The 25,029-nt window shown below is 47.5% G+C and carries 25 protein-coding genes and 1 other RNA gene; 6 read left to right on the top strand and 20 right to left on the bottom strand.

The annotated features are described in order from the left end of the window. Positions 1–4 precede the first annotated feature (4 nt). The 12 genes from murG to rsmI form a co-directional block, all read right to left on the bottom strand. Positions 5–1,075, bottom strand: a complete 1,071-nt coding sequence (gene murG / locus L4C35_RS16560; RefSeq protein ID WP_428463931.1) for an undecaprenyldiphospho-muramoylpentapeptide beta-N-acetylglucosaminyltransferase — start codon at positions 1,073–1,075, stop codon at positions 5–7. Then, positions 1,075–2,286: a cell division protein FtsW gene (ftsW, locus tag L4C35_RS16555; protein WP_428463930.1), complete on the bottom strand. Its 1,212-nt coding sequence runs from the start codon at positions 2,284–2,286 to the stop codon at positions 1,075–1,077. Before ftsW ends, murG begins: the two co-directional genes overlap by 1 nt. Further along, positions 2,280–3,638 (bottom strand): UDP-N-acetylmuramoyl-L-alanine--D-glutamate ligase, encoded by a 1,359-nt coding sequence (murD, locus tag L4C35_RS16550; protein WP_428463929.1) that lies wholly within the window; start codon positions 3,636–3,638, stop codon positions 2,280–2,282. Before murD ends, ftsW begins: the two co-directional genes overlap by 7 nt. Further along, entirely contained in the window at positions 3,639–4,721 is a 1,083-nt protein-coding gene (mraY, locus tag L4C35_RS16545; RefSeq protein WP_428463928.1) for a phospho-N-acetylmuramoyl-pentapeptide-transferase, read from the bottom strand. Continuing rightward, complete coding sequence (murF, locus tag L4C35_RS16540) at positions 4,721–6,097, bottom strand: UDP-N-acetylmuramoyl-tripeptide--D-alanyl-D-alanine ligase (protein WP_428463927.1); 1,377 nt, start codon at positions 6,095–6,097, stop codon at positions 4,721–4,723. Before murF ends, mraY begins: the two co-directional genes overlap by 1 nt. Further along, complete coding sequence (gene murE / locus L4C35_RS16535) at positions 6,094–7,614, bottom strand: UDP-N-acetylmuramoyl-L-alanyl-D-glutamate--2,6-diaminopimelate ligase (protein WP_428463926.1); 1,521 nt, start codon at positions 7,612–7,614, stop codon at positions 6,094–6,096. The genes murF and murE overlap by 4 nt, the downstream gene beginning before the upstream one ends. Next, entirely contained in the window at positions 7,601–9,373 is a 1,773-nt protein-coding gene (locus tag L4C35_RS16530; RefSeq protein ID WP_428463925.1) for a penicillin-binding transpeptidase domain-containing protein, read from the bottom strand. Before L4C35_RS16530 ends, murE begins: the two co-directional genes overlap by 14 nt. Continuing rightward, positions 9,373–9,693: a cell division protein FtsL gene (gene ftsL / locus L4C35_RS16525; RefSeq protein WP_428463924.1), complete on the bottom strand. Its 321-nt coding sequence runs from the start codon at positions 9,691–9,693 to the stop codon at positions 9,373–9,375. Before ftsL ends, L4C35_RS16530 begins: the two co-directional genes overlap by 1 nt. Further along, a complete protein-coding gene (gene rsmH / locus L4C35_RS16520; RefSeq protein ID WP_428463923.1) occupies positions 9,690–10,637 on the bottom strand; it encodes a 16S rRNA (cytosine(1402)-N(4))-methyltransferase RsmH in 948 nt (315 codons plus the stop codon). The genes ftsL and rsmH overlap by 4 nt, the downstream gene beginning before the upstream one ends. Positions 10,638–10,655: 18 nt before the next feature. Next, entirely contained in the window at positions 10,656–11,114 is a 459-nt protein-coding gene (gene mraZ / locus L4C35_RS16515; RefSeq protein WP_428463922.1) for a division/cell wall cluster transcriptional repressor MraZ, read from the bottom strand. Between the two features lie 268 nt (positions 11,115–11,382). Further along, positions 11,383–11,765, bottom strand: an RNA gene (gene rnpB, locus L4C35_RS16510) — RNase P RNA component class A. Between the two features lie 153 nt (positions 11,766–11,918). Further along, entirely contained in the window at positions 11,919–12,779 is an 861-nt protein-coding gene (rsmI, locus tag L4C35_RS16505; RefSeq protein WP_428463921.1) for a 16S rRNA (cytidine(1402)-2'-O)-methyltransferase, read from the bottom strand. Between the two features lie 61 nt (positions 12,780–12,840). Between rsmI and L4C35_RS16500 the strand changes: the two genes are divergently transcribed. From L4C35_RS16500 to L4C35_RS16485, 4 genes are read left to right on the top strand one after another with little or no spacing between them, the layout of a single operon-like run. Beyond that, a complete protein-coding gene (locus L4C35_RS16500; RefSeq protein WP_428463920.1) occupies positions 12,841–14,670 on the top strand; it encodes a penicillin-binding protein activator in 1,830 nt (609 codons plus the stop codon). Then, complete coding sequence (locus L4C35_RS16495) at positions 14,654–15,022, top strand: YraN family protein (protein WP_428463919.1); 369 nt, start codon at positions 14,654–14,656, stop codon at positions 15,020–15,022. The genes L4C35_RS16500 and L4C35_RS16495 overlap by 17 nt, the downstream gene beginning before the upstream one ends. A gap of 3 nt (positions 15,023–15,025) precedes the next feature. After that, positions 15,026–15,616, top strand: a complete 591-nt coding sequence (locus L4C35_RS16490) for a phosphoheptose isomerase (RefSeq protein ID WP_428463918.1) — start codon at positions 15,026–15,028, stop codon at positions 15,614–15,616. A gap of 3 nt (positions 15,617–15,619) precedes the next feature. Then, complete coding sequence (locus tag L4C35_RS16485) at positions 15,620–16,162, top strand: BON domain-containing protein (RefSeq protein ID WP_428463917.1); 543 nt, start codon at positions 15,620–15,622, stop codon at positions 16,160–16,162. A gap of 79 nt (positions 16,163–16,241) precedes the next feature. Here the strand turns inward: L4C35_RS16485 and sspB are convergent, their stop codons facing one another. The 8 genes from sspB to zapE form a co-directional block, all read right to left on the bottom strand. Then, positions 16,242–16,745 carry a ClpXP protease specificity-enhancing factor gene (gene sspB, locus L4C35_RS16480; RefSeq protein WP_428463916.1) on the bottom strand — a complete coding sequence of 168 codons (504 nt, stop codon included), beginning with the start codon at positions 16,743–16,745 and terminating at the stop codon, positions 16,242–16,244. Beyond that, positions 16,745–17,383, bottom strand: a complete 639-nt coding sequence (sspA, locus tag L4C35_RS16475; protein WP_048899227.1) for a stringent starvation protein SspA — start codon at positions 17,381–17,383, stop codon at positions 16,745–16,747. Before sspA ends, sspB begins: the two co-directional genes overlap by 1 nt. Positions 17,384–17,469: 86 nt before the next feature. Next, positions 17,470–18,207, bottom strand: coding sequence for a cytochrome c1 (locus L4C35_RS16470; RefSeq protein WP_428463915.1), 738 nt, complete (start codon positions 18,205–18,207; stop codon positions 17,470–17,472). After that, the gene (locus L4C35_RS16465) at positions 18,204–19,469 is read right to left on the bottom strand and encodes a cytochrome b (RefSeq protein ID WP_428463914.1); all 1,266 of its coding nucleotides are present in this window, start codon (positions 19,467–19,469) and stop codon (positions 18,204–18,206) included. The genes L4C35_RS16470 and L4C35_RS16465 overlap by 4 nt, the downstream gene beginning before the upstream one ends. Beyond that, positions 19,469–20,059: a ubiquinol-cytochrome c reductase iron-sulfur subunit gene (petA, locus tag L4C35_RS16460; protein ID WP_428463979.1), complete on the bottom strand. Its 591-nt coding sequence runs from the start codon at positions 20,057–20,059 to the stop codon at positions 19,469–19,471. Before petA ends, L4C35_RS16465 begins: the two co-directional genes overlap by 1 nt. Positions 20,060–20,413: 354 nt before the next feature. Continuing rightward, positions 20,414–20,806 (bottom strand): 30S ribosomal protein S9, encoded by a 393-nt coding sequence (rpsI, locus tag L4C35_RS16455; protein ID WP_048899224.1) that lies wholly within the window; start codon positions 20,804–20,806, stop codon positions 20,414–20,416. 15 nt (positions 20,807–20,821) lie between these two features. After that, on the bottom strand, positions 20,822–21,250 hold the full coding sequence (gene rplM / locus L4C35_RS16450; protein WP_048899223.1) for a 50S ribosomal protein L13: 429 nt from the start codon (positions 21,248–21,250) through the stop codon (positions 20,822–20,824). A gap of 468 nt (positions 21,251–21,718) precedes the next feature. After that, positions 21,719–22,819, bottom strand: coding sequence for a cell division protein ZapE (gene zapE, locus L4C35_RS16445; protein ID WP_428463913.1), 1,101 nt, complete (start codon positions 22,817–22,819; stop codon positions 21,719–21,721). Positions 22,820–22,942: 123 nt separating this feature from the next. Between zapE and zapG the strand changes: the two genes are divergently transcribed. Further along, positions 22,943–23,371 (top strand): Z-ring associated protein ZapG, encoded by a 429-nt coding sequence (gene zapG / locus L4C35_RS16440; protein ID WP_428463912.1) that lies wholly within the window; start codon positions 22,943–22,945, stop codon positions 23,369–23,371. 129 nt (positions 23,372–23,500) lie between these two features. Beyond that, positions 23,501–24,868: a Do family serine endopeptidase gene (locus L4C35_RS16435; protein ID WP_428463911.1), complete on the top strand. Its 1,368-nt coding sequence runs from the start codon at positions 23,501–23,503 to the stop codon at positions 24,866–24,868. The last annotated feature ends 161 nt before the right edge of the window (positions 24,869–25,029 follow it).

The following is a 25,029-nucleotide window of genomic DNA, read 5'->3' as shown; positions in this document are numbered from 1 at the left end:
CGTTCTAATTTTTGGCTAGCGATTTAATGACATCAGCCACTCGAACATCGGCGTCGAGGATCGCTGCATCTCGTGCTGCTTGTGCCATAGATAGCAAAGCAGGACGATCAAGTTTTTGAAGCTGTTGTGCTAATTTCACGGCCGTGAGTTCAGGCTGTTCTATCATGAACGCGGCACCAGCTTGTACCAAGTGATCGGCGTTAAGTGCTTGCTGACGATCTTTGTGCATAAAAGGAACAAAAATCGCCGCTACACCAGCTGCGGATAGTTCAGATACGGTTAACGCACCTGAACGGCACACAACGATATCAGCCCAATCATACGCTGCGGCGACATCATCAATAAATTCAGTGACTTTCACCTCTGTCGCTGCATCAATTTGCGCTTGATATGCTTGCTGGGTTTCAACTTGTGCACCTTTGCCAGCTTGATGCCACACCGTAATTGCATCACCTAGCAAGCCCGCAACTTCAGGCATGGTCTGATTCAAAATACGTGCGCCTTGACTGCCACCCATTACAAGGACACGCATTGGACCACTGCGCTGGGCGAAACGTTCACTCGGCATCGCAAGTTGGATCACATCTTGACGCACAGGGTTGCCCACGACTTCCTGCTTGGCAAACGCCCCCGGAAAGGCTTGTAGTACACGGCGCGCAATTTTAGATAACCATTGGTTGGTTAAACCTGCCACCGCATTTTGTTCGTGCAACACCACAGGAATACCGCTCAGCCATGCAGCTACGCCACCAGGACCACTGACATAGCCCCCCATGCCAAGGACAACATCAGGTTGCCACGCTTTAATATGCACACGCGCTTGTTTGATTGCGCCTAAAATTTTAAATGGTGCTGCCAAAAGGCGCATAATACCTTGACCACGTAGCCCTTTGACTTTAATAAAGTCAATCTCGATACCATGCTTTGGCACTAAGTCCGCTTCCATTCGGTCTGCGGTACCCAGCCAGCGGATTTCCCACCCCTGCTGCTGTAATTGTTTCGCTACCGCAAGCCCAGGGAACACATGCCCCCCCGTACCGCCCGCCATAACGAGTAAGCGTTTATTTTTTGTCATCAATCTTTTTCAACACTAGTTTCTTCAGGTTCTTGTTCGACTGGATGATATTTAGCATGAAGCCGCTGCTCATGATCAATGCGAATCAAGATTGCGACTGCTGTCGCCATAATAAATAAACTGGAACCACCGTAACTGATCAGGGGCAAAGTCAACCCCTTGGTTGGCACTATTCCCGCCGCCGCACCGACATTCACGAGGGTTTGGAAAGCAAACCAAATGCCAATACCAAAGGCGAGGAAACCACCGAACAATTGTTCGCTTTGCAATGACTTGCGACCAATCAACAGGGCTTTAAATACCAAAGCAAAAATTAAGGCTAAGACAGCGACGACGCCAACCAAACCCAGCTCTTCTGCGAGTACCGCAAATACAAAGTCGGTATGTGCCTCGGGCAAATATTCGAGTTTTTGAATTGAATTACCTAGCCCTTGACCTAACCAGTCACCGCGACCAAATGCCATTAATGACTGAGTTAACTGGTAACCACTACCAAAAGGGTCATCCCACGGATCCAAAAATGAGGTTACCCGACGCATTCGATAAGGCTCGAACACAATCAATATCACGATGCCAAATATCGCGACCGCTATCATAGCGAGGAATTGCCACAATTGGGCACCGGCAATAAATAACATGCCTACTGTGGTCACAAACATCACAACAAATGACCCTAAATCGGGCTGTTGTAGCAATAAAAAAGCCAAAACGCATAGCACCGCTAACGGTTTTGCAAACCCCAAGAAGCTCGCACGTACTTGGGTGTACTGACGAACCAGGTAGCCAGAAAGGAAAATAAAGAGAGAAAGCTTGGCGACTTCCGCCGGTTGCAAGTTAAAGATCCCGAGTGGGATCCAGCGCGCGGCGCCATTTACCGAGCGACCAATACCGAGTACCACAACCAGTAAAAACATCGATACCAGTAACATGGGCACACTTAATTGCTGCCAGCGTGACAAGGGGACTTGCACCATAATGCCAATAATAAGAAGCGAGCAGCCGAGGAAAAAAGCATGACGCAGTGCAAAGTAAAACGGGATCCCCGTTAGGCGTGTTGCAATTGGCACCGAGGCAGATGTCACGATCACCAAGCCGATCACCATCAAAGCGAGTGCAATCCACACTAACTGGCGATCGTATAACGACGGGCTGGATGGTTTAGTAAACCAATCGCCCATCGACGTCATACCTTCCTTGGTCTGTCTTAGCATTCATTCGCTCCTGCGACTTGATGCTGCAACTCTTGCGCCAACGCGACAAACGTGTCGCCGCGTGTCATAAAATTAGGAAACTGATCAAAGCTGGCACAGGCAGGGGATAGCATGATCATATCACCACTATGTGCTGTATTAGCCGCTTGGGTCATCGCTTGTGCCATGGTTTCGACGCAAATTGGACTCTCAACCAGTGGCGCAAACTGATCGCCATCGCGGCCATAACAGTACAGCTGAACATTTAATGCGGCCAATACTGGCTGCAATTCAGCAAAGTCCGCCCCTTTGCCATCACCACCCACCAGCAGGTGAAGTCGACCTTCAAGGTTCAGCCCTTTTAATGCGGCAAGAGTACTAGCGACATTGGTTGCTTTTGAATCATTAACCCATTTAACACCGTGTTGTTGCACGACAAGCTGGCAACGGTGTACCAACCCTGTATAACGGCGCAAAGCGCGACACGCTGAGGCATGATCAATACCGACAGCATCCGCCAATGCCAATGCCGCAAGGCTGTTCGCCACATTATGGCGCCCAACCAATGCGATGTCGTTAGCAACCATTAGTGGTTGTTGATTGACAGCAAGGAACTCTTGGCCATCTAGCTCAATCAAGCCATAGTCTTGATCGTCAAAACCAAAGCTGGTTTCAGCCACATCCGCTGAATTCTTCGGGCGCGTCGCCAAATCATCACGGTTATAAACCACTAATTCAGCATGATCGAAAATACGCATTTTCGCTGCGCTGTAGTCCGCGAGCCCATCATAGCGATCCATATGATCTTCAGACAGGTTTAAGTAAGTCGCCGCCTTCAGCTTCAATGATGAGGTCGTTTCTAACTGAAAACTCGATAATTCAAGTACGTACAGGTCATGATCATTGGCGAGCATGTCTAATGCTGCAAACCCAATGTTTCCGCCAACACCAACATTGATATTGGCCTCTTTCGCCATCTCACCGACAAGGCTGGTCACGGTACTTTTACCATTCGAGCCTGTAATAGCGACAACGGGCTTTGTCACAGCACGGGCAAACAGTTCAATATCGCCCACAATCTCAATGCCCGCTTCGGCGGCTTGCTGAAGTTCAGGGGTTGCCAGGGCAATGCCAGGGCTGGCAACGATCATATCAGCGGCTAGTAACCACGCCATGTTCCATTCGCCGCAGCACAGTTCAACACTGCTCGGAAGCGACTCTTGGCCAGGTGGCGTAGCGCGCGTATCTATGACTTTAATCTCTAAATCCAGAGCATAAGCCATCGACTGTCGCACGAGGTGGTGAACAACAGACAAGCCTGTCATTCCTAGACCAATCACTACAACGCGTTTTACTCCACCTAAGCCATTCATTTAGCGTACCTTTAATGTCGCCAGTGCAATTAGCACTAGCATCATAGTGATGATCCAAAAACGCACAATCACTCGTGGTTCAGGCCAGCCTTTTAATTCGTAGTGGTGATGAATCGGTGCCATACGGAAAATACGTTGGCCACGCAGTTTGTACGACCCCACTTGCAAGATCACCGATACGGTTTCCATCACAAACACACCGCCCATGATCACTAGTAGTAGTTCTTGACGAACCAATACCGCGATAGTGCCAAGTGCGCCGCCTAATGCTAATGAGCCCACATCACCCATAAACACTTGTGCTGGGTAGGTATTAAACCAAAGGAAGCCAAGGCCAGCCCCGACAATGGCGCTACAGACAATGACCAGCTCACTGGCATTACTTAAATAAGGAATATGCAGATAATTAGCAAAATTCACATTGCCTGTTGCCCACGCAATAAATGCCATACCCGATGCCACCATCACTGTAGGCATGATAGCTAAGCCATCAAGGCCATCGGTCAAGTTCACCGCGTTACTGGTACCCACAATCACGAAGTAAGTGAAGACAATATAGAATAGGCCAAGCTGTGGCATCACATCTTTGAAGAAAGGCACCACCAGCTGAGTGGCTGCGGTATCTTTACCATGCATGTACAGTGCAAACGCAACACCCAGCGCGATCACTGATTGCCAGAAGTACTTCCAGCGCGCAATCAAGCCATCGGTATTTTTGTGTACGACCTTGCGGTAATCGTCAACAAAACCGACCACACCATAGCCCAGCATGACAACCAATACCGCCCACACATAAGGGTTAGATAAGTCAGACCACAGTAAAACAGTGATCGTAATCGCTGCCAAAATCATGATGCCGCCCATTGTTGGCGTACCACGTTTACTAAAGTGAGATTCGGGGCCTTCGTTACGTACAACCTGGCCAATTTGCAGCATTTGCAAACGCGCGATCAGGCGAGGACCCATCCATAGTGAGAGAACTAAAGCAGTAAGAACACTAACAATAGCGCGGAACGTCAAATATTCGAATAGACGAAAAAATGGGAACGTAGACTGAAGTACGTCAGCTAACCAGTAAATCATTATTTATTTTCCTGCAGTGCGACAATCACATCTTCCATGCGGGAGCTACGCGCTCCTTTTGCCAACACTGTTACCTCTTGGTGTTGTTTAAATTCTTGGTCTAACTGCGCCGTTAATGTCGCAATCAGCGCCTGCTTATTATCAAAGTGCTGACCTTGGTTCAGCTCACTCACAATCGCGCTCGCACGACCAAAGGTGAAAACTGCATCGAGGGATTTTTCTTTTGCGTATTCGCCCACTTCACGGTGGAGCTGGTCGCTCTCTTCGCCAAGTTCGGCCATATCACCCAATACAAACCAACGCTGATCCTTGAACGACGCGAGCAAATCAATCGCCGCCTTCACGGATGCCACACTGGCGTTATAGGTATCATCAATCAGACGAAGCCCTGCTTGAGGTTGAGTAATATCAACGCGCCCTTTGACATTCACCACTTGGCCTAGGCCTCGGGTTATATCCTCTAAAGATGCACCCAAGGTATAACTTAATGCCGCTGCCGCTAAGGCGTTCGATACATTATGCACACCCGCTAGCGTCAAAATGACTGATGCCATCCCATCGGGGGTACGCATTGTAAAGCAAGCGCGACCGTCAGAGTTAACAATTATGTCATTTGCAAAGAAATCAGCCTCAGAATTTGACGTAGAAAAGGTCAAAAGCCGTTGTTCAGTCAAATTCTCACGCCAATTCGGCAAATCATGTGAATCAAGGTTAACAATCGCCATACCGCCAGCCGGCAGTCCTTCAAAGATCTCACCTTTGGCCTTGGCTACACCGGCCAGTGAACCAAATCCTTCCAGATGCGCTGCTGCTAAATTATTGACTAGCGCAGCCTGCGGTTTAACAAGGTTGGTGGTATAAGCAATTTCGTTTTGATGATTAGCACCAAGCTCAATCACCGCATAGTCATGTTCTGCCGTTAATCGCAATAACGTAAGTGGTACACCAATATCATTATTAAAATTGCCCGCTGTTGCGAGCACCTTGCCTTTTAAGCCAAGGATCTCAGCAACCATCTCTTTCACTGTGGTCTTGCCACAACTACCTGTTAAGGCAACAGTTTTAAGGCCTTGTGTTTGCGTCAGTGTTTTGGCAACCCAAGCACCAATATGACCCAGCGCTAACCGAGTATCGGCGACCACAAGTTGTGGGATATCGAGAGGTAAGTGACGACTAACCAATAAAGCTTTTGTGCCGTTATCAATCGCGCTCTGACAAAAGTCATGCGCATCAAATCGTTCGCCTTTGAGCGCAATGAATAATGCATCTTGCTCGATCTGACGCGTATCGGTTGATACCGAGGCGATCTGAATATCATCGCCCATTAATGTGGCACCCAGCTCATTGGCCAGATGAGACAATTGCACGTTAATCATGCATGCGTCTCCAATAAAGTTTGAACCGTTTCACGGTCGGAATAGTGGATCGTGCGATCTGCTAAAATTTGGTAATCTTCATGCCCTTTTCCAGCCACCAAGACGATATCTTGTGGAGCAGCATGAGTCAGTGCATATTGGCAAGCACTGAATCTATCGTGGATCACTCGCGCTTGGTCAGCACTCACTAACCCCGCCTTCATATCATTCATGATGGACTCAGGGTTTTCACTGCGCGGATTATCATCGGTTAAGATAATTTGATCGGCATGCTGTTCTGCAATTGCCGCCATCATCGGGCGTTTACCCGTATCACGATCGCCACCACAGCCGAAAATACACCAAAGCTTACCGTCACAGTGTACTTGCAAGGCTTGCAAGGCCTTTTCTAGCGCATCTGGTGTATGAGCATAATCCACCACCATCAAAGGTTTGTCAGCCTTTTGAAAAACTTCCATGCGGCCAATTACTGCTTTTAGCTGTGGCGCAGTCGCAATGAGTTGCTCAATATCATGTCCTGTTGCCAGCAAAGTGGCTAATGCCAACATAATATTCATCACATTAAACGAGCCAACTAAGGGCGCTGTAAATGAGCCTGCGCCCCATGATGAATCAAAACTTAGCGTAACCCCTTGAGTACTGTACGCCACATCCGTCAGCCATAGTCTCGGCCCCTGATGTTTCGCAGCAACGCCAGCTTGTGTTGTTACCGCTACGGCATCGGGTAATGTTTTAAGCCACTGGCAGCCGACTTCGTCATCCATATTAATGACAGCAACACCAGCGTGATGCTCGGTAAACAGGGTTTGTTTGGCCGCTGCATAGCTGGCCATATCGCCATGGTAATCAAGGTGATCACGGCTCAAATTAGTAAAAATACTGGCTGCGAAATGCAGGGCTTTGACACGCCCTTGCACCAAGCCATGCGACGACACTTCCATCGCTGCAAAAGACGCACCTTGCTGGTATAAATCAGCCAGTACGTGTTGAATTTCAATCGCACTGCCAGTGGTATTCGCCGCGGGAACCAAGTTACTCAGTAACCCGTTACCTGTGGTGCCCATGACACCCGAGCGGTAGCCCACCAATTCGGCCCACTGTGCCAAGATCTGGCTGATGGTTGTTTTGCCATTGGTACCGGTGACAGCAACCAATTTTAGCTGCTCGTCAGGCTGTTGATAGAACACCTTCGCGATGGCGGACAAGTGCAAATTCAACTGCGAAAAATAGATAACAGGCACATCTTGCTGTACCCGCACTTCGCCGTGCTCTGCTTCCCCTTCCGCCTCAGCGAGTACCGCAAGGGCACCTTGTGCTATCGCTTTATCAATAAAACGACGGCCATCAACTTGGTGACCTTTGACAGCGGCAAATAAACTGCCATTCACCACTGCGCGGCTGTCTAAGGTAAATGACGAAGGCACTAATGCGCTGATGTCATCCCCCAATGTTGCTGTTGTTGGCAACCATGATGCCAGCAAGCATCCGATAGTATTGTTTTGGTTAGGTATCGGCATTTGAGGCGCCTCTGTTATGTACAACTTTTAACTTATCGCCAGAACCTGCGTCTGGCGGCACATTCAAAATTTGCAGCGCATTACCCATGACATCTGCAAATATCGGCGCCGCAATTGCACCACCATAATATTGATCGCCTTGTGGTTCATTCACCACCACCACCATTGCAATACGTGGATTGCTGATCGGGGCAAGACCTGCTGTCATCGCTATATATTCATCGCTGTAGCCACCCGCAGCGGCAACTTTTGCCGTACCTGTCTTGGCACCCACGCGGTAGCCAGGTACCGCAGCACGTTTGGCACTGCCTTCTTTACCTGTCACCATTTCAAGCATATTGAGTAGCTTACGCGTATTCTCAACCGACACGACTTGGCGGCCAGGCATAACTTCATCGGTTTTTAAAATCGAGAGTGGACGGCTGACCCCAAGTGCGCCTAAAGTAGCGTAAGCGCGTACTAACTGGATCGGTGTCACCGAAATACCGTACCCAAATGACAAGGTAGCACGTTCAAAATCAGACCAACGGCGACGATCAGGGAAGAAACCCTGTGATTCGCCAATCAAGTTAATACCTGATGGGTCGCCCATACCAACACTGCTGTACATGCCAAGCAGCGCTTCAACTGGCATCGCCAACGACAGCTTACTGACACCGATGTTACTGGATTTTTGTAAGATACGCGCTAAGTTCGCTTTGCCGACTTTAGAAACATCACGCACTCGGCTACCGCCGACCTGCATGATGCCATTGCCGGTATCTATAATGGTATTTTCATCAGCCACGCCATTTTCTAGCGCCGTTAGCACCACAAAAGGTTTGATGGTAGAACCTGGCTCCATCGCATCGGTAATCACGCGGTTACGCATGCGAAAACTTTGTAAGCTATCGCGGTTATTCGGGTTATAAGACGGGGCATTGACCATTGCCAGCACTTCACCCGTTCTTACATCGACCATCACCACACTGGCAGAGGTCGCACGGTAATCCACCACCGCTTGCTTCACAGCTCGGTACGCCATGGCTTGCAAACGCTGATCGATACTTAATTCCAACGGTTTACCTGGCTCACGCTGTTTGAGCGAGATATTTTCAACCACGCGACCATAGCGATCTTTACGCACGGTTTTACGGCCAGGTTCACCGGTTAACCAACCATCGTAGGTGCGTTCCACCCCTTCTAAACCATGGCTATCAATCCCCGTCATCCCGATTAAGTGCGCACTGACTTCACCAGCAGGGTAAAAGCGGCGAGATTCATCTTTCAGGCCAACACCGGGCAATTTTAGCTTGCCGACATAGGCCGCCATCGCAGGGCTCACTTGGCGCGCTAAATAAATAAAACGTCGCTTTTGGTTCTTTTCGATTCGCTTAACGAGCTTCTGACGGTCAAGACCCAGTACATCCGCCAGCGCATGCCAGCGAGCCTGCTCGATCATGCCGCCATGTTTATAGATTTGAACGGGATCAGCCCATACGGCTTGTACCGGTACACTCACAGCAAGTTGCTCACCGTTACGGTCAGAAATAATGCCGCGGGCAGAAGGTAAGGCTTTGACGCGTAATGAGCGCAAATCACCTTCTTGGATAAGTTTGCCCGGCTCTAAGACTTGAATATAAGCCGCACGCCCGATCAGTAGCCCGAGCGCTAAAATAACGAAGCCACAAATAATATTAAAACGCCACGGAATAAAAACCGGTGGCGCTTTAACGCGGCGTTGGTTGGTTGTTTTGGTTCGTTTGAAGATTTTTATCATCACTGGACAACTATTTCATTCGCCGCGGTTGGACGCTTCATCTCAAGTTGTGTTTCCGCTAGGCGTTCCACACGACTGTGCTCGGCCAGAGAATTCTCTTCCAATATTTGATTTCGCCACTCAATATCGAGCTGATCGCGCTCGATAAGGAGTTGCTCTTGCTGAACGATCAGTTGACGTGACTGGTGGGTGATATACACCACGGCTAACGCCGATCCTAAGATCAAAACCAATAACAATAGCGGTAACCGCCCAATCGAAAAAAGATCCTTAACGATCAGGCGTGTTAAGTTTACTGACGGTTCAGCGGTTGGCTTCATAATTTCTCGGCTAAACGCAACACTGAACTACGCGCACGGGTATTGTGGCCTAGTTCATTATTTGAAGGCTTAATCGCTTTACTTGCCAATTTCAGATCCGCACTGCCTAGCGCTTTAATCTGCTCTTCGGTTAATGGTAAACCCGCAGGCACTTCAGGCCCTTTACTGTGCTTACGCATAAAACGTTTGACCATACGATCTTCCAACGAGTGGAAACTGATGATAGAGAGGCGACCTTGCGGCGCTAGCACTTTAAGCGCACCGTTAAGCGCGGTATCAATTTCTTCCAGCTCACTGTTGATGTAAATGCGGATCGCTTGGAAACTGCGAGTCGCCGGGTGCTTATGCTTATCACGGAAAGGTGATACGGCAGCAATCAAGCTCGCTAACTGGGTTGTGCGCGTTAGTGGCTCTTTTTCTGGGTTTTCGCGGTGCTCAACAATGCCACGGGCAATACGCTTCGCAAAACGTTCTTCACCAAACTCTTTCAATACCCATGCAATATCATCAGCATCGGCTTCAGCTAGCCATTCAGCCGCAGACAGACCTGTGGTTGGGTCCATACGCATATCCAGCGGGCCGTCACGCATAAAGCTAAAACCGCGCTCTGCATCATCAAGTTGTGGTGATGACACGCCGAGATCAAGCAGTACACCATCAACCTGGCCTAGTAGCTCACGTGTTTCCATGTAGCTAGCCATGCCAGAAAATGGACCATGGATAATCGAAAAACGCGGGTCATCAATCGTCTGAGCTTCCGCAATCGCTTGAGGATCACGGTCGATACCGTACAGACGACCGTTTTCGCCTAGCTTAGAGAGAATCAGGCGACTATGGCCACCACGACCAAACGTGCCATCGATATAAATACCATCGGGTTTAATATCGAGACCGTCTACTGATTCATGAAGTAAGACGGAGATGTGCTCAAATTGTTCTGACATAAAATTATATAGTTTCAACTAAAGTGAAAGCTCACTAAGGCGTACTGACAAAGCAGTAGGATCCTCAGCCTGAAATTGTGTATCTGTGACGATCTGCTGCTGCCAGTGCGGCTCATGCCAGATCTCAAATTTATTGTATTGCCCGACTAACATCACCTTGCTCTCTAGCACTGCGTATTGACGTAGCGAAGGGGCAATCAACAGGCGACCTTGGTTATCCATTTCACATTCACTTGCATGCCCTAATAATAAGCGCTGTAAACGACGCTCAGCAGGCTGAAAGCTGGATAAGCGGGAAAGCTTTTGCTCAATGCGTTCCCATTCCTGAAGGGGGTATAGTAGCAGACAGGGGTATTGATGATCGATGGTGCACACAAATAAGCCATCACACGCTGCGTGTAATAGCTCTCGGTAACGTTTGGGGATAGCCAAACGCCCTTTTCCGTCCATTGAAACGGCCGTGACACCTCGAAGCATAAAATGTGCTCTGTAATATCCCTATTATCAATCAAACACTTATATAAAGTGTTTATTGTTAATAGTCGCATTGCAGCTAGCATTCCCACTTTTTACCACAATAAACCACTTTGAAGTGTACGTATGAGTCAAAAAAGAAGTCAAGAAAGCCGAGAATAATTAGCAGAAAAATCACACTTCTTTTCACTAATGCGTGATCATAAGGCGCTAAAACGAAAAAAGGTGATGCTGCAGTTCATATGAACACAGCACCACCTTTATTCTTTGTAGGGTGAGTTGGCCGATGAGCCGGGTTCTGTCCCGCTTACGCGGTGGTAACCATTCATCTAGGCCTGCAATCGCTCACAGGCTCAAGCAACCTACCCGTCCCCAACGCGAGCCGCGCCAATAGGGACCTATTTGGTCTTGCTCCGGGTGGAGTTTACCGTGCCACGGACTATTACTAGCCGCGCGGTGCGCTCTTACCGCACCCTTTCACCCTTACCTGTTCTCGCAAGCGAGTCATCGGCGGTTTACTCTCTGCTGCACTGGTCGTGGGCTCACGCCCCCCAGACGTTATCTGGCACCCTGCTCTGTGGAGCCCGGACTTTCCTCCCCTCCGTCAGTATCCCTAGGGACATCAACGAAGCAGCGGTTACCTTGGCCAACTCAGGCGGCGGATTGTATAAGACTCCCGCCGCCGTTACCAGTGAAATCAGCCCTGATGCTGTAGCTTGGTCAAAAAAAGCGCACAATGTTGTGCAACCAAGACCGCACAACCTTCGCCCTCCACTGACTCACACCGCTAACGCTCACCTTTGCCGTTTACTCTAGGTTTTCTAAACCCCACTTATAGAGTGCATTCTTTTTCGAACTATGAATTTCCGCCGCTAACGCCGCGGCTTTTTTCAGCGGTAGCTCTTTGGCTAGCAAAGCCACAGTGCGGCACGCTTCAGGGGATAATTCGGTTTTATCTGCGCGATGACCAGCAACCAGTACCACCATCTCACCACGTAAGCGGTTCGTGTCTTCATTCAACCATGGGATCAACTCACCCAAGGGTGCACCGTGAATGGTTTCATAAGTTTTAGTAAGCTCACGCGCCAGCACAACCTGACGTTCAGGGCCAAGTACTGCCAACATATCAGCTAAAGAGTCTAAAATACGATGAGGTGATTCATAAAAGATTAAAGTACGCTCATCATTTTCAAGGGCAGTGAAGGTATCACGACGCCCTTTGCTTTTGGGCGGTAAAAAGCCTTCAAAGCTAAAACGGTCAGAAGGTAAACCCGCGCCACTTAACGCCGTAATGACTGCGCAAGGCCCTGGTAATGGAACAACTTTAACACCCGCCTGACGACAACGGTTGACTAAGTGGTATCCTGGATCACTGATAAGTGGCGTACCTGCATCAGACACTAATGCGATACTGGTACCCGCTTGAAGTTTTTCGATCAAAAAGTCCGCTTTCTGCTGTTCATTATGATCGTGAAGCGCAAAGGTGCGGGTTGAGATAGAAAAATGGGACAGCAAACGGGATGTATGGCGGGTATCTTCGGCCGCAATTAGGTCGACATTTGCCAATACATCCAATGCGCGCTGTGTAATGTCTGCTAAATTACCGATTGGTGTCGGGACGATGTACAAAGTTGCGACATCTACCGCGCATGAATTGGTCTCACTCATTTGTCTAAGATCTCATCTGCAATTAATATAGAGAGTAATTTGTCACAGTTGAAAGAATTCAATGCTTAATTTTACCCAGAAGCGTAAAAGTGTATCACGACTACTCGCGCCTGTAGCCCTTGCTGTGATTTTGGCAGGCTGTAGCTCATCGCCACAACAGCAAGCAAATGTCGCTGATATTACCGCTGTCGCGCAACAAAGCTCAGCATCCTATCTTATCAAAGCCGAGTCGTCCGAAGGTGCGGAAAGCATCAACTGGCACATTTTGGCATTAAAAGCCCTCATCAAAGAAGGCAGTTGGCCACAAGCTGATAAACAAGCAATGCGTTTGTCTCGTATGTCTCTCACGCCAGTACAACTGGCAGAGTGGCAATTAGCACGCGCAACCCTGCGTTATCAGCAAGGACAGCCACTACAAGCGCTAGAGACGCTAAATTTTCAGCCTTGGTGGCAACTATCACCTAGCCAATACAGTCGCTATCACCAGTTTAGGGCGGAACTGTTTGCCCAAACAAGCCAACCGTTTAAGGCAGCTCAAGCGCGAACAGCCCTTGACCAATACCTTGATAACAGCCAAAAAGCTGACAACTGGCAAGCACTGTGGGCAGATTTATCACACTACAGTAATAACCAGCTGCAAAATGTAACGCTGGCTGATAACGAGACCGTATTACGCGGCTGGGTTCAGCTAACCATTTTAAAAAACACCTACTTACAGCGTCCAACACAGTTAAAAGGTGCTATCGAAGAGTGGCTCGCAAAAAATCCGTATCACCCTGCAAATCAGTATTTACCTGCTGATTTACAAGCCATCATGGATTTAGAGATCGCACAACTGGACAAAGTCGCCCTCTTACTGCCGATGAGTGGCCGTTACGAAACCCAAGGTAAAGCCGTCCGTGATGGCTTTATCAATGCCATGCTGGATGACAGTGGCCGTGATATCAACACCGAACTCAATGTGTTTGATACCGAAGGCGAGCCAATGCCTGCGATTTTGGACAAACTCGCTCAAGACGGTGTTCAGTTTGTGATTGGTCCTTTGCGTAAAAATAAAGTGACTGAGTTCCAGCAACTTAACACCACTCAAATTACCCAGCTGGCACTCAATGAACCCGCGCAACTCGATCTGCGCCAAGCCAATGCGTGTTATTTCTCGCTTTCGCCGGAACAAGAAGCCGAGCAGGCCGCACAACACTTGTTTGCAAAAGGGCATCAGTTCCCACTCGTACTGGCACCCAACAGTAAATTTGGTCAACGCGTGAGTGCCGCCTTTACCGAGCAATGGCAACAACTCACAGGCAAGTCACCTGATGTTGAATCATTTGGCTCTCGTAAACAAATTCAACAGCAAATTGCGACTATCTTTGGCCTAACCGAAAGCCAAACCCGCATTAACCAAATGCAGAAAGTGGTTGGACGTTCGTTAGAATCCCAACAACGTAGTCGTCGCGATACTGATGCAGTGTATTTAATTGCCAACAAAGCAGAACTCACCCTGCTAAAACCTTTTATTGATGTGGCAATCAACCCGGATCAAAAGCCACCTAAACTGTATGCAAGTTCACGTGGTAATCCTGATAAAAACAGCGATACCAGCGAGCTACGTGGTATTGAGTTCAGCGACATCCCACTACTGGTCGAACCAAACCAGAACTTTATGACGCGTTTTGATACACTGTGGCCAAACAAAAATAACAGTGCGATTCGCTTACATGCCTTTGGCATGGATGCGTACAAGATGATCACTGAGTTACCACAAATGCGCGTAGTAGAAAGCTACAGCACACCGGGTAAGACAGGCATCTTAAGCATTGATGAACAGTGTGTTGTTCAACGCCAGATCAGCTGGGCTGAATTCACCAATACGGGTATTGAATCTGTTCAATAGACGCCAAGTAGGCCAACAATTTGAAGCCCTTGCTGAGCGCTATCTCAGCAAGCAAGGGCTCATACCAGTGACGCGCAATTTCCACTGTCGGAGTGGTGAGATTGATTTAGTCATGCGTGAGAACAATTGCTGGGTATTTGTTGAAGTAAAATACCGCAAACAAGTTCGCTATGGCTCCGCCATCGAAGCGGTAACTTGGCAAAAACAACAAAAAATCAAACGAGCCGCGCTGTTCTGGCTCAAAAAACAAGGTTTATCGGCCGAGCATACTGCATTTCGGTTTGATATCGTCGCAATCCAAGGTTCTGACCACCATATTGAATGGTTGACGAATACCTTAGTGGAAGGTTAATTCATGCTAGAAAGCATTAGAGAAAGTTTTACCGAGAGCATCCAAACGCAAATAGCAGCCGCAGAAGCCCTGCCTGATGCCATCTCACAAGCAGCACAAGTCATGGTGCAAAGCCTACTAAACGGCAATAAAATTCTATGTTGTGGTAATGGCGGTTCTGCAGCCAACGCCCAACACTTTGCATCATGCATGATCAACCGCTTTGAAACTGAGCGCCCTAGCCTTCCAGCACTCGCATTAACCGCAGATACCACCACATTAACGGCCGTAGCCAACGACTATCACCATGATGAGGTATTTTCGAAGCAAGTGCGTGCCCTTGGTCAGAAAGGCGATATTCTTTTTGTCTTGTCCACCAGCGGCAACAGTAAAAATATCATCAAATCGATGGAGGCTGCGCTTACTCGCGATATGACGATTATCGCCCTAACCGGCAAAGATGGTGGCGAAATGGCAGGCTTACTCGGCATTCAAGATGTTGAGATCCGCATTCCTTCTATGCGCACTTGTCGTATTCAGGAAGGTCACCTTTTGACGGTTCACTGCTTATGTGACCTGATTGACCAAGTTTTATTTCCCCACCACGAGGGCTAAGCAATGACAGCATGGCGTATATGTTTACTGGCAGTGAGCCTCTGGTTTATTCAAGGCTGTGCTGGCATTACCGATGCCGACCCACGTGGCGCTAAGCAACAGTGGTTTGATAAAGAGATTGAGATGGAAGTGGCTGGCACGGTAAATAAGCCACCATTTCGTCAGCAAGCGCGGATCAATGCAGTCTCTTACGATGGCAATGTATTGCTTATTGGCCAAGCAACCAGTCAAGACATTGCCAACCAGCTAGCATACAAAATAAAACAGCTCAGTAACGTTAATGCGGTATACAACCAAGTCAGAGTACGTGCGTTACCTGATTTAGGTGAAGTCAGTAAAGACAGCTGGCTAACCACCAAGGTGAAATCCATGATGGTCGGTAGCAAAAAACTTCAAGATACGTCGATCAAAGTGATCACCGAAAACCAAGAAGTCTTCTTACTGGGTTATGTTACCCAAGAGCAAGCCGATATCGCGACGGATATTGCCCGTAATGTCGATGGCGTAAAACAAGTGATCAAAGTGTTTGAGTACCCAGATCAATAAGACGGTCGCACTCATGACAGACGCATATAAAAAAACGCAGCCAGAGGCTGCGTTTTTTATTATGCATTGATGAAATGTGTTATTTCACAACACGCAAACTTGGACGACCACGAGGACGTGGTGGTTCATCGTCTGGTGTTTCATCGCTCGTTTCAGCCACTGTTACCAATGGAGAGACTTTTTCTTCTGGTGCTTCAACAATCGCTTCAAATTCAGCATCGTTGTCTTGCGCCATCGCTTGCTCATCAATTTCATAAGCAGCTTCTGGTTCAAACATAGTACCAGCACCGTTTTCACGCGCATAAATAGCAACAGCGGCGTAAAGCGGCACAATCACCGTATGAGGACGGCCACTAAAGCGCGCACTGAAGCTAACCGCTTCATTACCCAGCTCTAGGTTACCGACCGCACGCGGAGCGATATTCAACACAATCTGACCGTCAGTCACAAATTCCATTGGCACCTTCACACCAGGTAGGGTTGCATCAACCACTAGGTGAGGTGTCAAATCGTTATCGACTAACCAATCATAAAACGCACGCACCAAATAAGGACGGCGCGGCGTCATATTTTCCATATCCATTACTGACCAGCCAAGCGCATTTCACGCTCTGCTTCTGTCAGTGATGCTAGGAATGAATCACGTTCAAATACGCGAGTCATGTAAGCTTTAACTTCTTTTGAACCCGCGCCGCTTAGCTCAATACCCATTTCAGGTAAGCGCCATAGCAGTGGTGCTAGGTAACAATCAACCAAGCTGAACTCATCGCTCATGAAGTATGAGAACTCAGCAAACACTGGCGCAAGAGCAAGTAACTCTTCACGTAGTTGTTTACGAGCTTTATCAGCTTCATCTGCTGTGCCTTTTGTTACTTTTTCAGCTAGTGTGTACCAGTTACGCTCAATGCGGTACATCATTAGACGGCTATTACCACGAGCAACAGGGTAAACAGGCATTAGAGGTGGGTGAGGGAAACGCTCATCCAAGTACTCCATAATGATGCCCGCTTGGTACAATGCCAACTCACGATCAACCAAAGTTGGTACAGAGTTGTACGGGTTCAAATCTAGCAAATCTTCTGGCAGGTTAGTTGGATCAACCAGCTCGATCTCAACACTCACACCCTTTTCTGCTAGTACGATACGCACCTGATGGCTGTAGATATCCGAAGCATCAGAATACAGAGTCATCACAGAGCGTTTATTGGCAGCTACAGCCATCAACCCCTCCAGTATAATCAAGACACAAAAAACAATGGAGGCGAAGTGCCCCCATTGCGAGATTCTTAACCCATTAGATTACCTGATCAGTGGACATCACGCCAATACTCTTTCTTCAATAGCAGCGTAAGCACAAAGAATATTACGATAAAGCCCATTACCCAAAGGCCAAGGTTCTGGCGTTCAAGCTTCATTGGCTCACCGGCATACTCCAAGAAGTTCACTAAATCACGTACCACTTCGTCATATTCTTCGGTGTTAAGCTCACCGGTACCGTCTGACTGAATGCCTACGTATTCTTGGACTTCTTCACCGTCAACAAGGCGTGTTTCATACACCTTGCTTGGCACACCTTGCAGCTCTTCCAATACATGGGGCATACCCACACTAGGGAAAACCACATTATTCACCCCAAACGGACGACTAGGGTCTGCGTAGAATGAACGTAAGTAAGTGTAGATCCAATCTGTGCCACGTACACGCGACACTAAGGTTAAATCTGGCGCGGGTGCGCCAAATGAATTAGCTGCGTATTCGGTAGGAATCGCATTCACCATCAGATCACCGATCTTAGCGTCACGATCAAAGATCATGTTTTCACGCATAATATCGAGTGGAATAGATAAATCCGTTGCAACACGTTCATAGCGTTGGTACTGCGTGGCATGACAACCAAAGCAGTAGTTCATAAAGGTTTTCGCGCCACGTTGGAGCGATGCTTTATCCGATAAATCATTATTCGCTGCATCAAGGTGGACATTACCACCTGCCGCCATAACCATGGTAGGTAACAGAGTCAGCAGCATCACAATCAATTTTTTCATTTGAATGTCACCCTCTCTGGTAGCGGTTTCGTTACTTCATTCTTACTGTAAACAAACAGCAAAATGAAGAACATGAAGTAACCAAAACTAAAGATCTGTGCCATTAGGGTATACAGCGCTGTTGCTGGCAATGCACCTAAAATACCCAAGGCCACAAAACTGATAGTGAACTGAATAATATTGATTAAATGAATTTTGCTACGGTAACGGTATGAACGCACTTTACAGCGGTCAAACCAAGGCAGTAGGAACAACATCACAATCGATGCGCCCATGGCGATAACACCCAGCAGCTTATCAGGTACCGCCCGCAAAATAGCGTAGAACGGGGTGAAGTACCAAACAGGGGCAATATGTTCTGGTGTTTTCAGTGGATTCGCCGCTTCAAAGTTAGGTGGCTCAAGGAAGTACCCGCCCATCTCTGGATTAAAGAACAACACATAACTGAAGAAGAACGCAAACACAGCCACCCCAACCAAATCCTTCACCGTACCGTATGGGTGGAACGGGATAGAATCGATAATGTCGTATTTACCGCTGTATTGCTTATGGAACGGGAACTGTGTTTTGTACCCTTCACCTTTGCTGCCTTTTGGCAGTTTCGTGTCGATGCCGTCTGGGTTATTTGACCCCACTTCATGCAACGCAAGAACGTGCAAGACGATCAGCAACAGCAACACAATCGGTAGCGCAATCACGTGTAAAGCGAAGAAACGGTTGAGCGTCGCCCCCGAAATCACGTAATCACCACGGATCCACAGTGTTAAGTCATCCCCAATGACAGGGATCGCCCCAAACAGTGAAATAATAACCTGTGCGCCCCAGTAAGACATTTGTCCCCATGGTAATAGGTAGCCCATGAAGGCTTCAGCCATTAACACCAAGAAGATCAACATACCAAATAGCCACAAGAGCTCACGTGGCTTCTGGTAAGAACCATAAATTAGGCCACGGAACATGTGCAGGTAAATCACAATGAAAAATGCAGACGCCCCCGTCGAGTGCATATAACGTAACAACCAACCGTAGTCGACATCACGCATAATGTATTCAACAGACGCAAACGCACCATCGCCTGATGGTACGTAGTTCATGGTTAGCCAGATCCCGGTGACAAGTTGGTTAACCAACACCAGCATGGCTAATGACCCAAAGATGTACCAAAAGTTAAAGTTTTTTGGCATTGGGTATTCAGATAAATGCTTTTTGTAAGCATCCATCACAGGTAATCGTTTTTCGATCCAGTCGAGCAAACCACTCATTAGGCAACCTCCCCATCGACACCGACAATAATAGTGTTATCGTCCAAGAACTGATGCGGTGGTACCACAAGGTTAAGCGGTGCTGGTACCCCAGCAAATACGCGCCCAGCCATATCGAACTTCGAGCCATGACACGGACAGAAAAACCCTGCCGACACACCGCTCACTTGTTCGCTAAAACTATCGGGTAAATAAGTAGGGGAACAGCCAAGGTGGGTACAGATACCTACGGCTAAAAAGATTTCAGGTTTAACTGAACGATATTGATTTTGAGCGTATTCAGGCTGTTGCGGTTCCTCTGAGGAAGGATCACGTAACTGGCCATCATGACCACTCAATTCTTCTAAAACAGCCTCGCTACGACGCACAACCCAGACAGGTTTGCCTCGCCACTCGACACGAACCATTTGGCCATCTTCTAACTTACTGATATCAACTTCGACTGGTGCACCAGCAGCTTTTGCTCGTGCACTCGGATTCCAAGATTTGATAAAAGGCACGGCGACAGCGACTGCACCCAAGCCTCCAACAACCGAAGTCGTCGCAGTTAGGAAGCGGCGGCGGCCGTTACTTACTGGCGCATTGCTCATCCAACATTCTCCCATGTACTCCCGCTCTGGATTTATTATTATTTCCTTATGCGTCCCTGGAGCTTCCGGCTAACTTTTAACAAAATGACACAACAGAAAAACCAAATTGTTAATTTTTTACTGTTGTTATTCAGAAGAAATGATAAATAAAACCCTACTTTTTGACAAGATAAAGCTACTTTTTTGCAACAAATGTGAGAGGTATGTTCTTTTTGTATTAAATCGAAATGAACAAGGCGCTAAATGAGTGTTTTGTAGGTAAGAAATGCGGAATTTTAGACAAAAAAAAGCCCAACCCGAAGGTTGAGCTTTTTCGTGTACACAGTAACCAGAAATAAATTCTGGCGCGTAATATTAACGCTTAGAGAACTGTGGACGACGACGTGCTTTACGTAGACCAACTTTCTTACGTTCAACACAACGTGCATCACGAGTAACGTAACCCGCAGCGCGTAGAGTTGGACGTAGAGTCTCATCGTACTCCATAAGAGCGCGAGTGATACCGTGACGGATAGCACCAGATTGACCAGTAATACCACCACCTTTAACAGTGATGTATAGGTCAAGCTTGTCTAGCATTTCAACTAGCTCTAGTGGTTGACGAACAACCATACGAGCAGTTTCACGACCGAAGTAAACTTCGATGCTACGCTTGTTGATTACGATGTTGCCAGTACCCGGTTTGATGAAAACGCGAGCAGCTGAGCTTTTGCGACGGCCAGTGCCGTAGTATTGATTCTCTGCCATTGTCATAATCCCCAATTAGATGTCTAGTACTTTAGGCTGCTGTGCAGCGTGGTTGTGCTCAGTACCTGCGTAAACTTTAAGTTTACGGTACATTGCACGGCCTAGAGGACCCTTAGGAAGCATGCCTTTAACAGCAGTTTCGATAACCATTTCTGGTTTTTTATCGATAAGCTTTTCAAAGCTGATTGACTTAAGACCACCAATGAAGCCAGTGTGGCGGTGGTACATTTTGTCAGTCTTCTTAGCGCCAGTTACAGCAACTTTTTCAGCGTTGATAACTACGATGTAGTCACCAGTGTCAACGTGCGGAGTGTATTCCGGCTTGTGCTTACCACGTAGACGAGATGCGATTTCAGTTGCTAGACGACCAAGAGTTTTACCTTCAGCGTCAACAACATACCAGTCACGTTTTACAGTTTCTGGTTTAGCAACGAAAGTTTTCATGCTAATTATTACCCGATATTAAAATTGATTCACTATAGGAGCAGTGATGCTCCCAACTGTACAGAGCCCCAGTCATCACCCCTTCGAGTGGTTGGCACTCCCGGCTTAAAGCCGTACAGGTACGGTGGGTCGCAAGATTATAGGGAAGGGTGGAGAAAAAATCACCTTTTTTTCAAAAAAAATTGAGATTTTTTGTTTCTAAGGAAAAAAAGACCAATAAAGGTGATATTCAAGGACTTTACTGTCAGATTTCATACTGCTTTTTCTTATTCATCTCACAGAGAGGATAGCCAGCAGATAAGGCAACATGCGGCTTTTAGTCAATAAAGAGCCTAAATGACTGCCGTCTTATCACTAAAGTACGATAAAGCCGCTGATTTATTAATAAATCACAATTAACCAAGCCAAACACATCCACCCACGTCTCTTGCCGAAAAATCCTTTGAACTCAAAAGACTTTCTATTTGGTCAAAGTAGATGTGGCTTGGCTAAATAATCGTGGCTTTGCATTTCAATCAAGCGTGAACAGCAGCGTTTAAATTCAAATTTAAGCCGCACTCCCACATACAAACGTTCCATTTCAGCTTGGCCTGACATAATTAACTTCACATTTCGTTCGTAAAACTCATCAACCATAGCGATAAAGCGCCGTGCCGAATCACTATCGTCTTCCGCCATGACCATCACATCAGACACCAATACAGTATGATAGACCTGAGCCAGTTCCATATAATCATTTTGGCTGCGTGCCGATTGGCACAAGGTAGCAAACGTAAAATGCACGATACCGTCCGCTTCCTGCTCGGTGGGTAATGGGCGATTATTAACGGTAATAACACGATTTTGATGGCGAGGTTCGACAGAAAGCTGCTCAAAGTACTGACAAAGATTGCGCTCCGCGGCAATATCTAGTGGGTAATGATAGATCTCTGCTTGCTCTAGGGTCCGTAAGCGATAATCAACCCCCGAATCAACATTCACGATCTGACAATGCTGCTGAATTAATGCGATAGCTGGTAAAAATCGTGCGCGTTGCAAGCCATTACGATACAGCTCATCAGGTGGAATATTCGAGGTCGCGACTAAGGTGATCCCTCGTGCAAATAAGGCTTCAAACAGGGTACCTAGCAACATAGCATCGGTAATGTCAGACACGAAAAACTCGTCAAAACAGATAATATCCGTTTCGCTTTTGAAGGTATCAGCGACCTTTTCAAGCGGATCACTCTGCCCAGCCAGCAGCTGTAATTCATGATGAACACGGTGCATAAATCGGTGAAAGTGCACCCGCATTTTCCGCTCGGTCGGTAAGCACTCAAAAAAAGTATCCACCAAATAGGTTTTACCGCGCCCTACTCCGCCCCAGAAATACAGCCCCTGTTCAGGTTGGACTAATGGGGTGTGATCACGCTTAAATAATCGCCCTAAGAAAGAACTTTTCACTTCGGGTTTAGGGGCCAACATGCGATGGTACAAGCCGTCAAGGTGGGCAACCGCATTGGCCTGAGCCTCGTCGGCAAAGAAGTCTTCCCGTTGTAAGTCTCGCTGGTATTGTTCGAGGGGTGTCATCCGTATTGATACCTAAAAGCATTCCATCTTTAACAACGAATAGTATCATGCCCGATTGAGTGCATGTATAGTTAATACACAGGCATTGACCTAGTTTTTAATTCAGTCACAAGGAGTTTTTTCATGGCTTGGATTTATGCGCTGCTTATTTTTGCTGCTGGTGCGATCGTTGGGGTTTTCGCAGCCCGTTTAGGTAACAAAAGCCTAAAACAGCAAAAAGAGCTTCAAAAAGATCTCGACAAATCAAAGTACGAATTGGAACAGTACCGCCAAGAGCTAGTTGATCACTTCGCTCGCAGTGCTGACTTGCTAGATAACATAGCGAAAGATTACAGTAAGCTTTACGAACATATGGCAAAAACCTCTACCGAGCTTATGCCGAACTTACCTGCACAAGACAATCCATTTGCACACCGCATCAGTACATTAGAATCAGTGAAAAACAACGCTGCTGACAATGTCACCGATCAGCCACGTGACTATGCAAATGGCGCAACAGGCCTGCTAAAAGATAAGCCTGAAGAAATCGTCGAAGCACCTAAAGCAAGCTAAAAAAACACAATAAATAAGTAGCACCTAGATAATAAATCACATCAGTAATTTATCACTAGGTGCTATTTTTTTGAACTTTCACTCCGAACAACGAGTCATACAAACACTTGTAAAACCGGAGTATTCATAATGAAAAAACCTTTGCTTGTTTTCAGTGCGCTGGCATTAGGTATCAGTTCTATTATTGCCCCTGTTACAGCAACGGCGGCATTACCTCTCTCTGTCAATAATCAACAGGTTCCGAGCCTTGCGCCCATGCTTGAGCAAGTCACCCCTGCCGTTGTCAGTATTGCTATTGAAGGCAAGCATGTCTCGCGACAGCGGGTACCTGAATCATTCCGCTTTTTCTTTGGCCCTGACTTTCCTGCCGAGCAAGTACAAGAACAACCCTTCCGTGGTTTAGGCTCAGGCGTCGTGGTTGATGCCAAGAAAGGCTATATCGTCACCAACCACCATGTTATTGATGGTGCAGACAAAATCATGGTGCAACTGGCTGATGGCCGTGAAGTGAGCGCTGAACTGATCGGTAGCGATAAGATGTCGGACATTGCGCTACTGAAACTGGAAGATGCTGATAACCTAACAGAAATTAAAATTGCCGATTCAGACAGTTTACGTGTAGGCGATTTTGCCGTGGCTATTGGTAACCCATTTGGCCTAGGTCAAACGGTCACATCAGGCATTATTTCAGCCCTCGGCCGCAGCGGCCTGAATATCGAAAACTTTGAAAACTTCATCCAAACCGATGCTGCCATCAACAGCGGCAACTCAGGGGGGGCCTTGGTCAACCTTAAGGGTGAACTGATTGGTATCAATACCGCGATTCTAGGCCCTAACGGCGGTAACGTGGGCATCGGTTTTGCCATTCCTGCCAACATGGTGAAAAACCTCAGCGAACAAATTCTAGAGTTCGGTGAAGTAAAACGTGGTGTACTGGGTGTGCAAGGTGGCGAACTCAATAATGAACTCGCCGAAGCCTTTGGCTACGAAACCAATCACGGGGCTTTCGTTAGCCAGGTGATGCCAGACTCTGCGGCCCAGAAAGCAGGGCTAAAAGCAGGTGACATCATTACGTCGATTAACGGTAAAGCCATTCGTACCTTTGGCGAGCTTCGCGCAAAAATAGCAACACTAGGCGCAGGAAAAACCGTCAAACTGGGCGTTGTACGTGACGGTAAGAAAAAAGCATTCAATGTCACGTTGCAAGAATCAGCCCAAACCAAAGTAAAAGCCGATAACCTCCATAAAGGGTTAGCCGGGGCGGAGTTTGCTAACACCACCAGTAGCGATGGCGTGAAAGGCGTCAAAGTCACCAGCCTTGAAGAACGCTCAATGGCAGCGCGCTATGGGCTAGAGAAAGATGACATCATTATTGGCCTTAATCGCTCACCTATCCGCAACCTAGGTGAACTGCGTAAAGCACTCGACAAACAACCCAGTGTTTTAGCATTAGAGATCAAGCGTGATGATGCTGTGCTATACCTTGTCATACGTTAATCGTAAAAAATAAAATGCGATGAACAGCAATAAAACCGCGGCGTTTCAAAAAGTTAGTCCGTAATGGATTATGTCTTTTTCAACACGCGGTTTTATTTATCATTTAGCACTCTAGCTCAGGTACATCAATACTTGTTGCTAAAGGCTGGAGAGTGCTATCC

The organism is Photobacterium kagoshimensis (genome assembly GCF_050337045.1).
GTDB lineage: Bacteria > Pseudomonadota > Gammaproteobacteria > Enterobacterales > Vibrionaceae > Photobacterium > Photobacterium kagoshimensis.
Note: the sequence above shows the minus strand (reverse complement) of the source record. Positions and strands in the feature narration are given on the sequence as shown.

Excerpts from the sequence above, each read along its gene's own strand:
- murG (WP_428463931.1), bottom strand. The coding sequence starts at position 1,075 with ATGACAAAAAATAAACGCTTACTCGTTATGGCGGGCGGTACGGGGGGG.
- ftsW (WP_428463930.1), bottom strand. The coding sequence starts at position 2,286 with ATGCTAAGACAGACCAAGGAAGGTATGACGTCGATGGGCGATTGGTTT.
- murD (WP_428463929.1), bottom strand. The coding sequence starts at position 3,638 with ATGAATGGCTTAGGTGGAGTAAAACGCGTTGTAGTGATTGGTCTAGGA.
- mraY (WP_428463928.1), bottom strand. The coding sequence starts at position 4,721 with ATGATTTACTGGTTAGCTGACGTACTTCAGTCTACGTTCCCATTTTTT.
- murF (WP_428463927.1), bottom strand. The coding sequence starts at position 6,097 with ATGATTAACGTGCAATTGTCTCATCTGGCCAATGAGCTGGGTGCCACA.
- murE (WP_428463926.1), bottom strand. The coding sequence starts at position 7,614 with ATGCCGATACCTAACCAAAACAATACTATCGGATGCTTGCTGGCATCA.
- L4C35_RS16530 (WP_428463925.1), bottom strand. The coding sequence starts at position 9,373 with ATGATAAAAATCTTCAAACGAACCAAAACAACCAACCAACGCCGCGTT.
- ftsL (WP_428463924.1), bottom strand. The coding sequence starts at position 9,693 with ATGAAGCCAACCGCTGAACCGTCAGTAAACTTAACACGCCTGATCGTT.
- rsmH (WP_428463923.1), bottom strand. The coding sequence starts at position 10,637 with ATGTCAGAACAATTTGAGCACATCTCCGTCTTACTTCATGAATCAGTA.
- mraZ (WP_428463922.1), bottom strand. The coding sequence starts at position 11,114 with ATGCTTCGAGGTGTCACGGCCGTTTCAATGGACGGAAAAGGGCGTTTG.
- rsmI (WP_428463921.1), bottom strand. The coding sequence starts at position 12,779 with ATGAGTGAGACCAATTCATGCGCGGTAGATGTCGCAACTTTGTACATC.
- L4C35_RS16500 (WP_428463920.1), top strand. The coding sequence starts at position 12,841 with ATGCTTAATTTTACCCAGAAGCGTAAAAGTGTATCACGACTACTCGCG.
- L4C35_RS16490 (WP_428463918.1), top strand. The coding sequence starts at position 15,026 with ATGCTAGAAAGCATTAGAGAAAGTTTTACCGAGAGCATCCAAACGCAA.
- L4C35_RS16485 (WP_428463917.1), top strand. The coding sequence starts at position 15,620 with ATGACAGCATGGCGTATATGTTTACTGGCAGTGAGCCTCTGGTTTATT.
- sspB (WP_428463916.1), bottom strand. The coding sequence starts at position 16,745 with ATGGATATGGAAAATATGACGCCGCGCCGTCCTTATTTGGTGCGTGCG.
- sspA (WP_048899227.1), bottom strand. The coding sequence starts at position 17,383 with ATGGCTGTAGCTGCCAATAAACGCTCTGTGATGACTCTGTATTCTGAT.
- L4C35_RS16470 (WP_428463915.1), bottom strand. The coding sequence starts at position 18,207 with ATGAAAAAATTGATTGTGATGCTGCTGACTCTGTTACCTACCATGGTT.
- L4C35_RS16465 (WP_428463914.1), bottom strand. The coding sequence starts at position 19,469 with ATGAGTGGTTTGCTCGACTGGATCGAAAAACGATTACCTGTGATGGAT.
- petA (WP_428463979.1), bottom strand. The coding sequence starts at position 20,059 with ATGAGCAATGCGCCAGTAAGTAACGGCCGCCGCCGCTTCCTAACTGCG.
- rpsI (WP_048899224.1), bottom strand. The coding sequence starts at position 20,806 with ATGGCAGAGAATCAATACTACGGCACTGGCCGTCGCAAAAGCTCAGCT.
- rplM (WP_048899223.1), bottom strand. The coding sequence starts at position 21,250 with ATGAAAACTTTCGTTGCTAAACCAGAAACTGTAAAACGTGACTGGTAT.
- zapE (WP_428463913.1), bottom strand. The coding sequence starts at position 22,819 with ATGACACCCCTCGAACAATACCAGCGAGACTTACAACGGGAAGACTTC.
- zapG (WP_428463912.1), top strand. The coding sequence starts at position 22,943 with ATGGCTTGGATTTATGCGCTGCTTATTTTTGCTGCTGGTGCGATCGTT.
- L4C35_RS16435 (WP_428463911.1), top strand. The coding sequence starts at position 23,501 with ATGAAAAAACCTTTGCTTGTTTTCAGTGCGCTGGCATTAGGTATCAGT.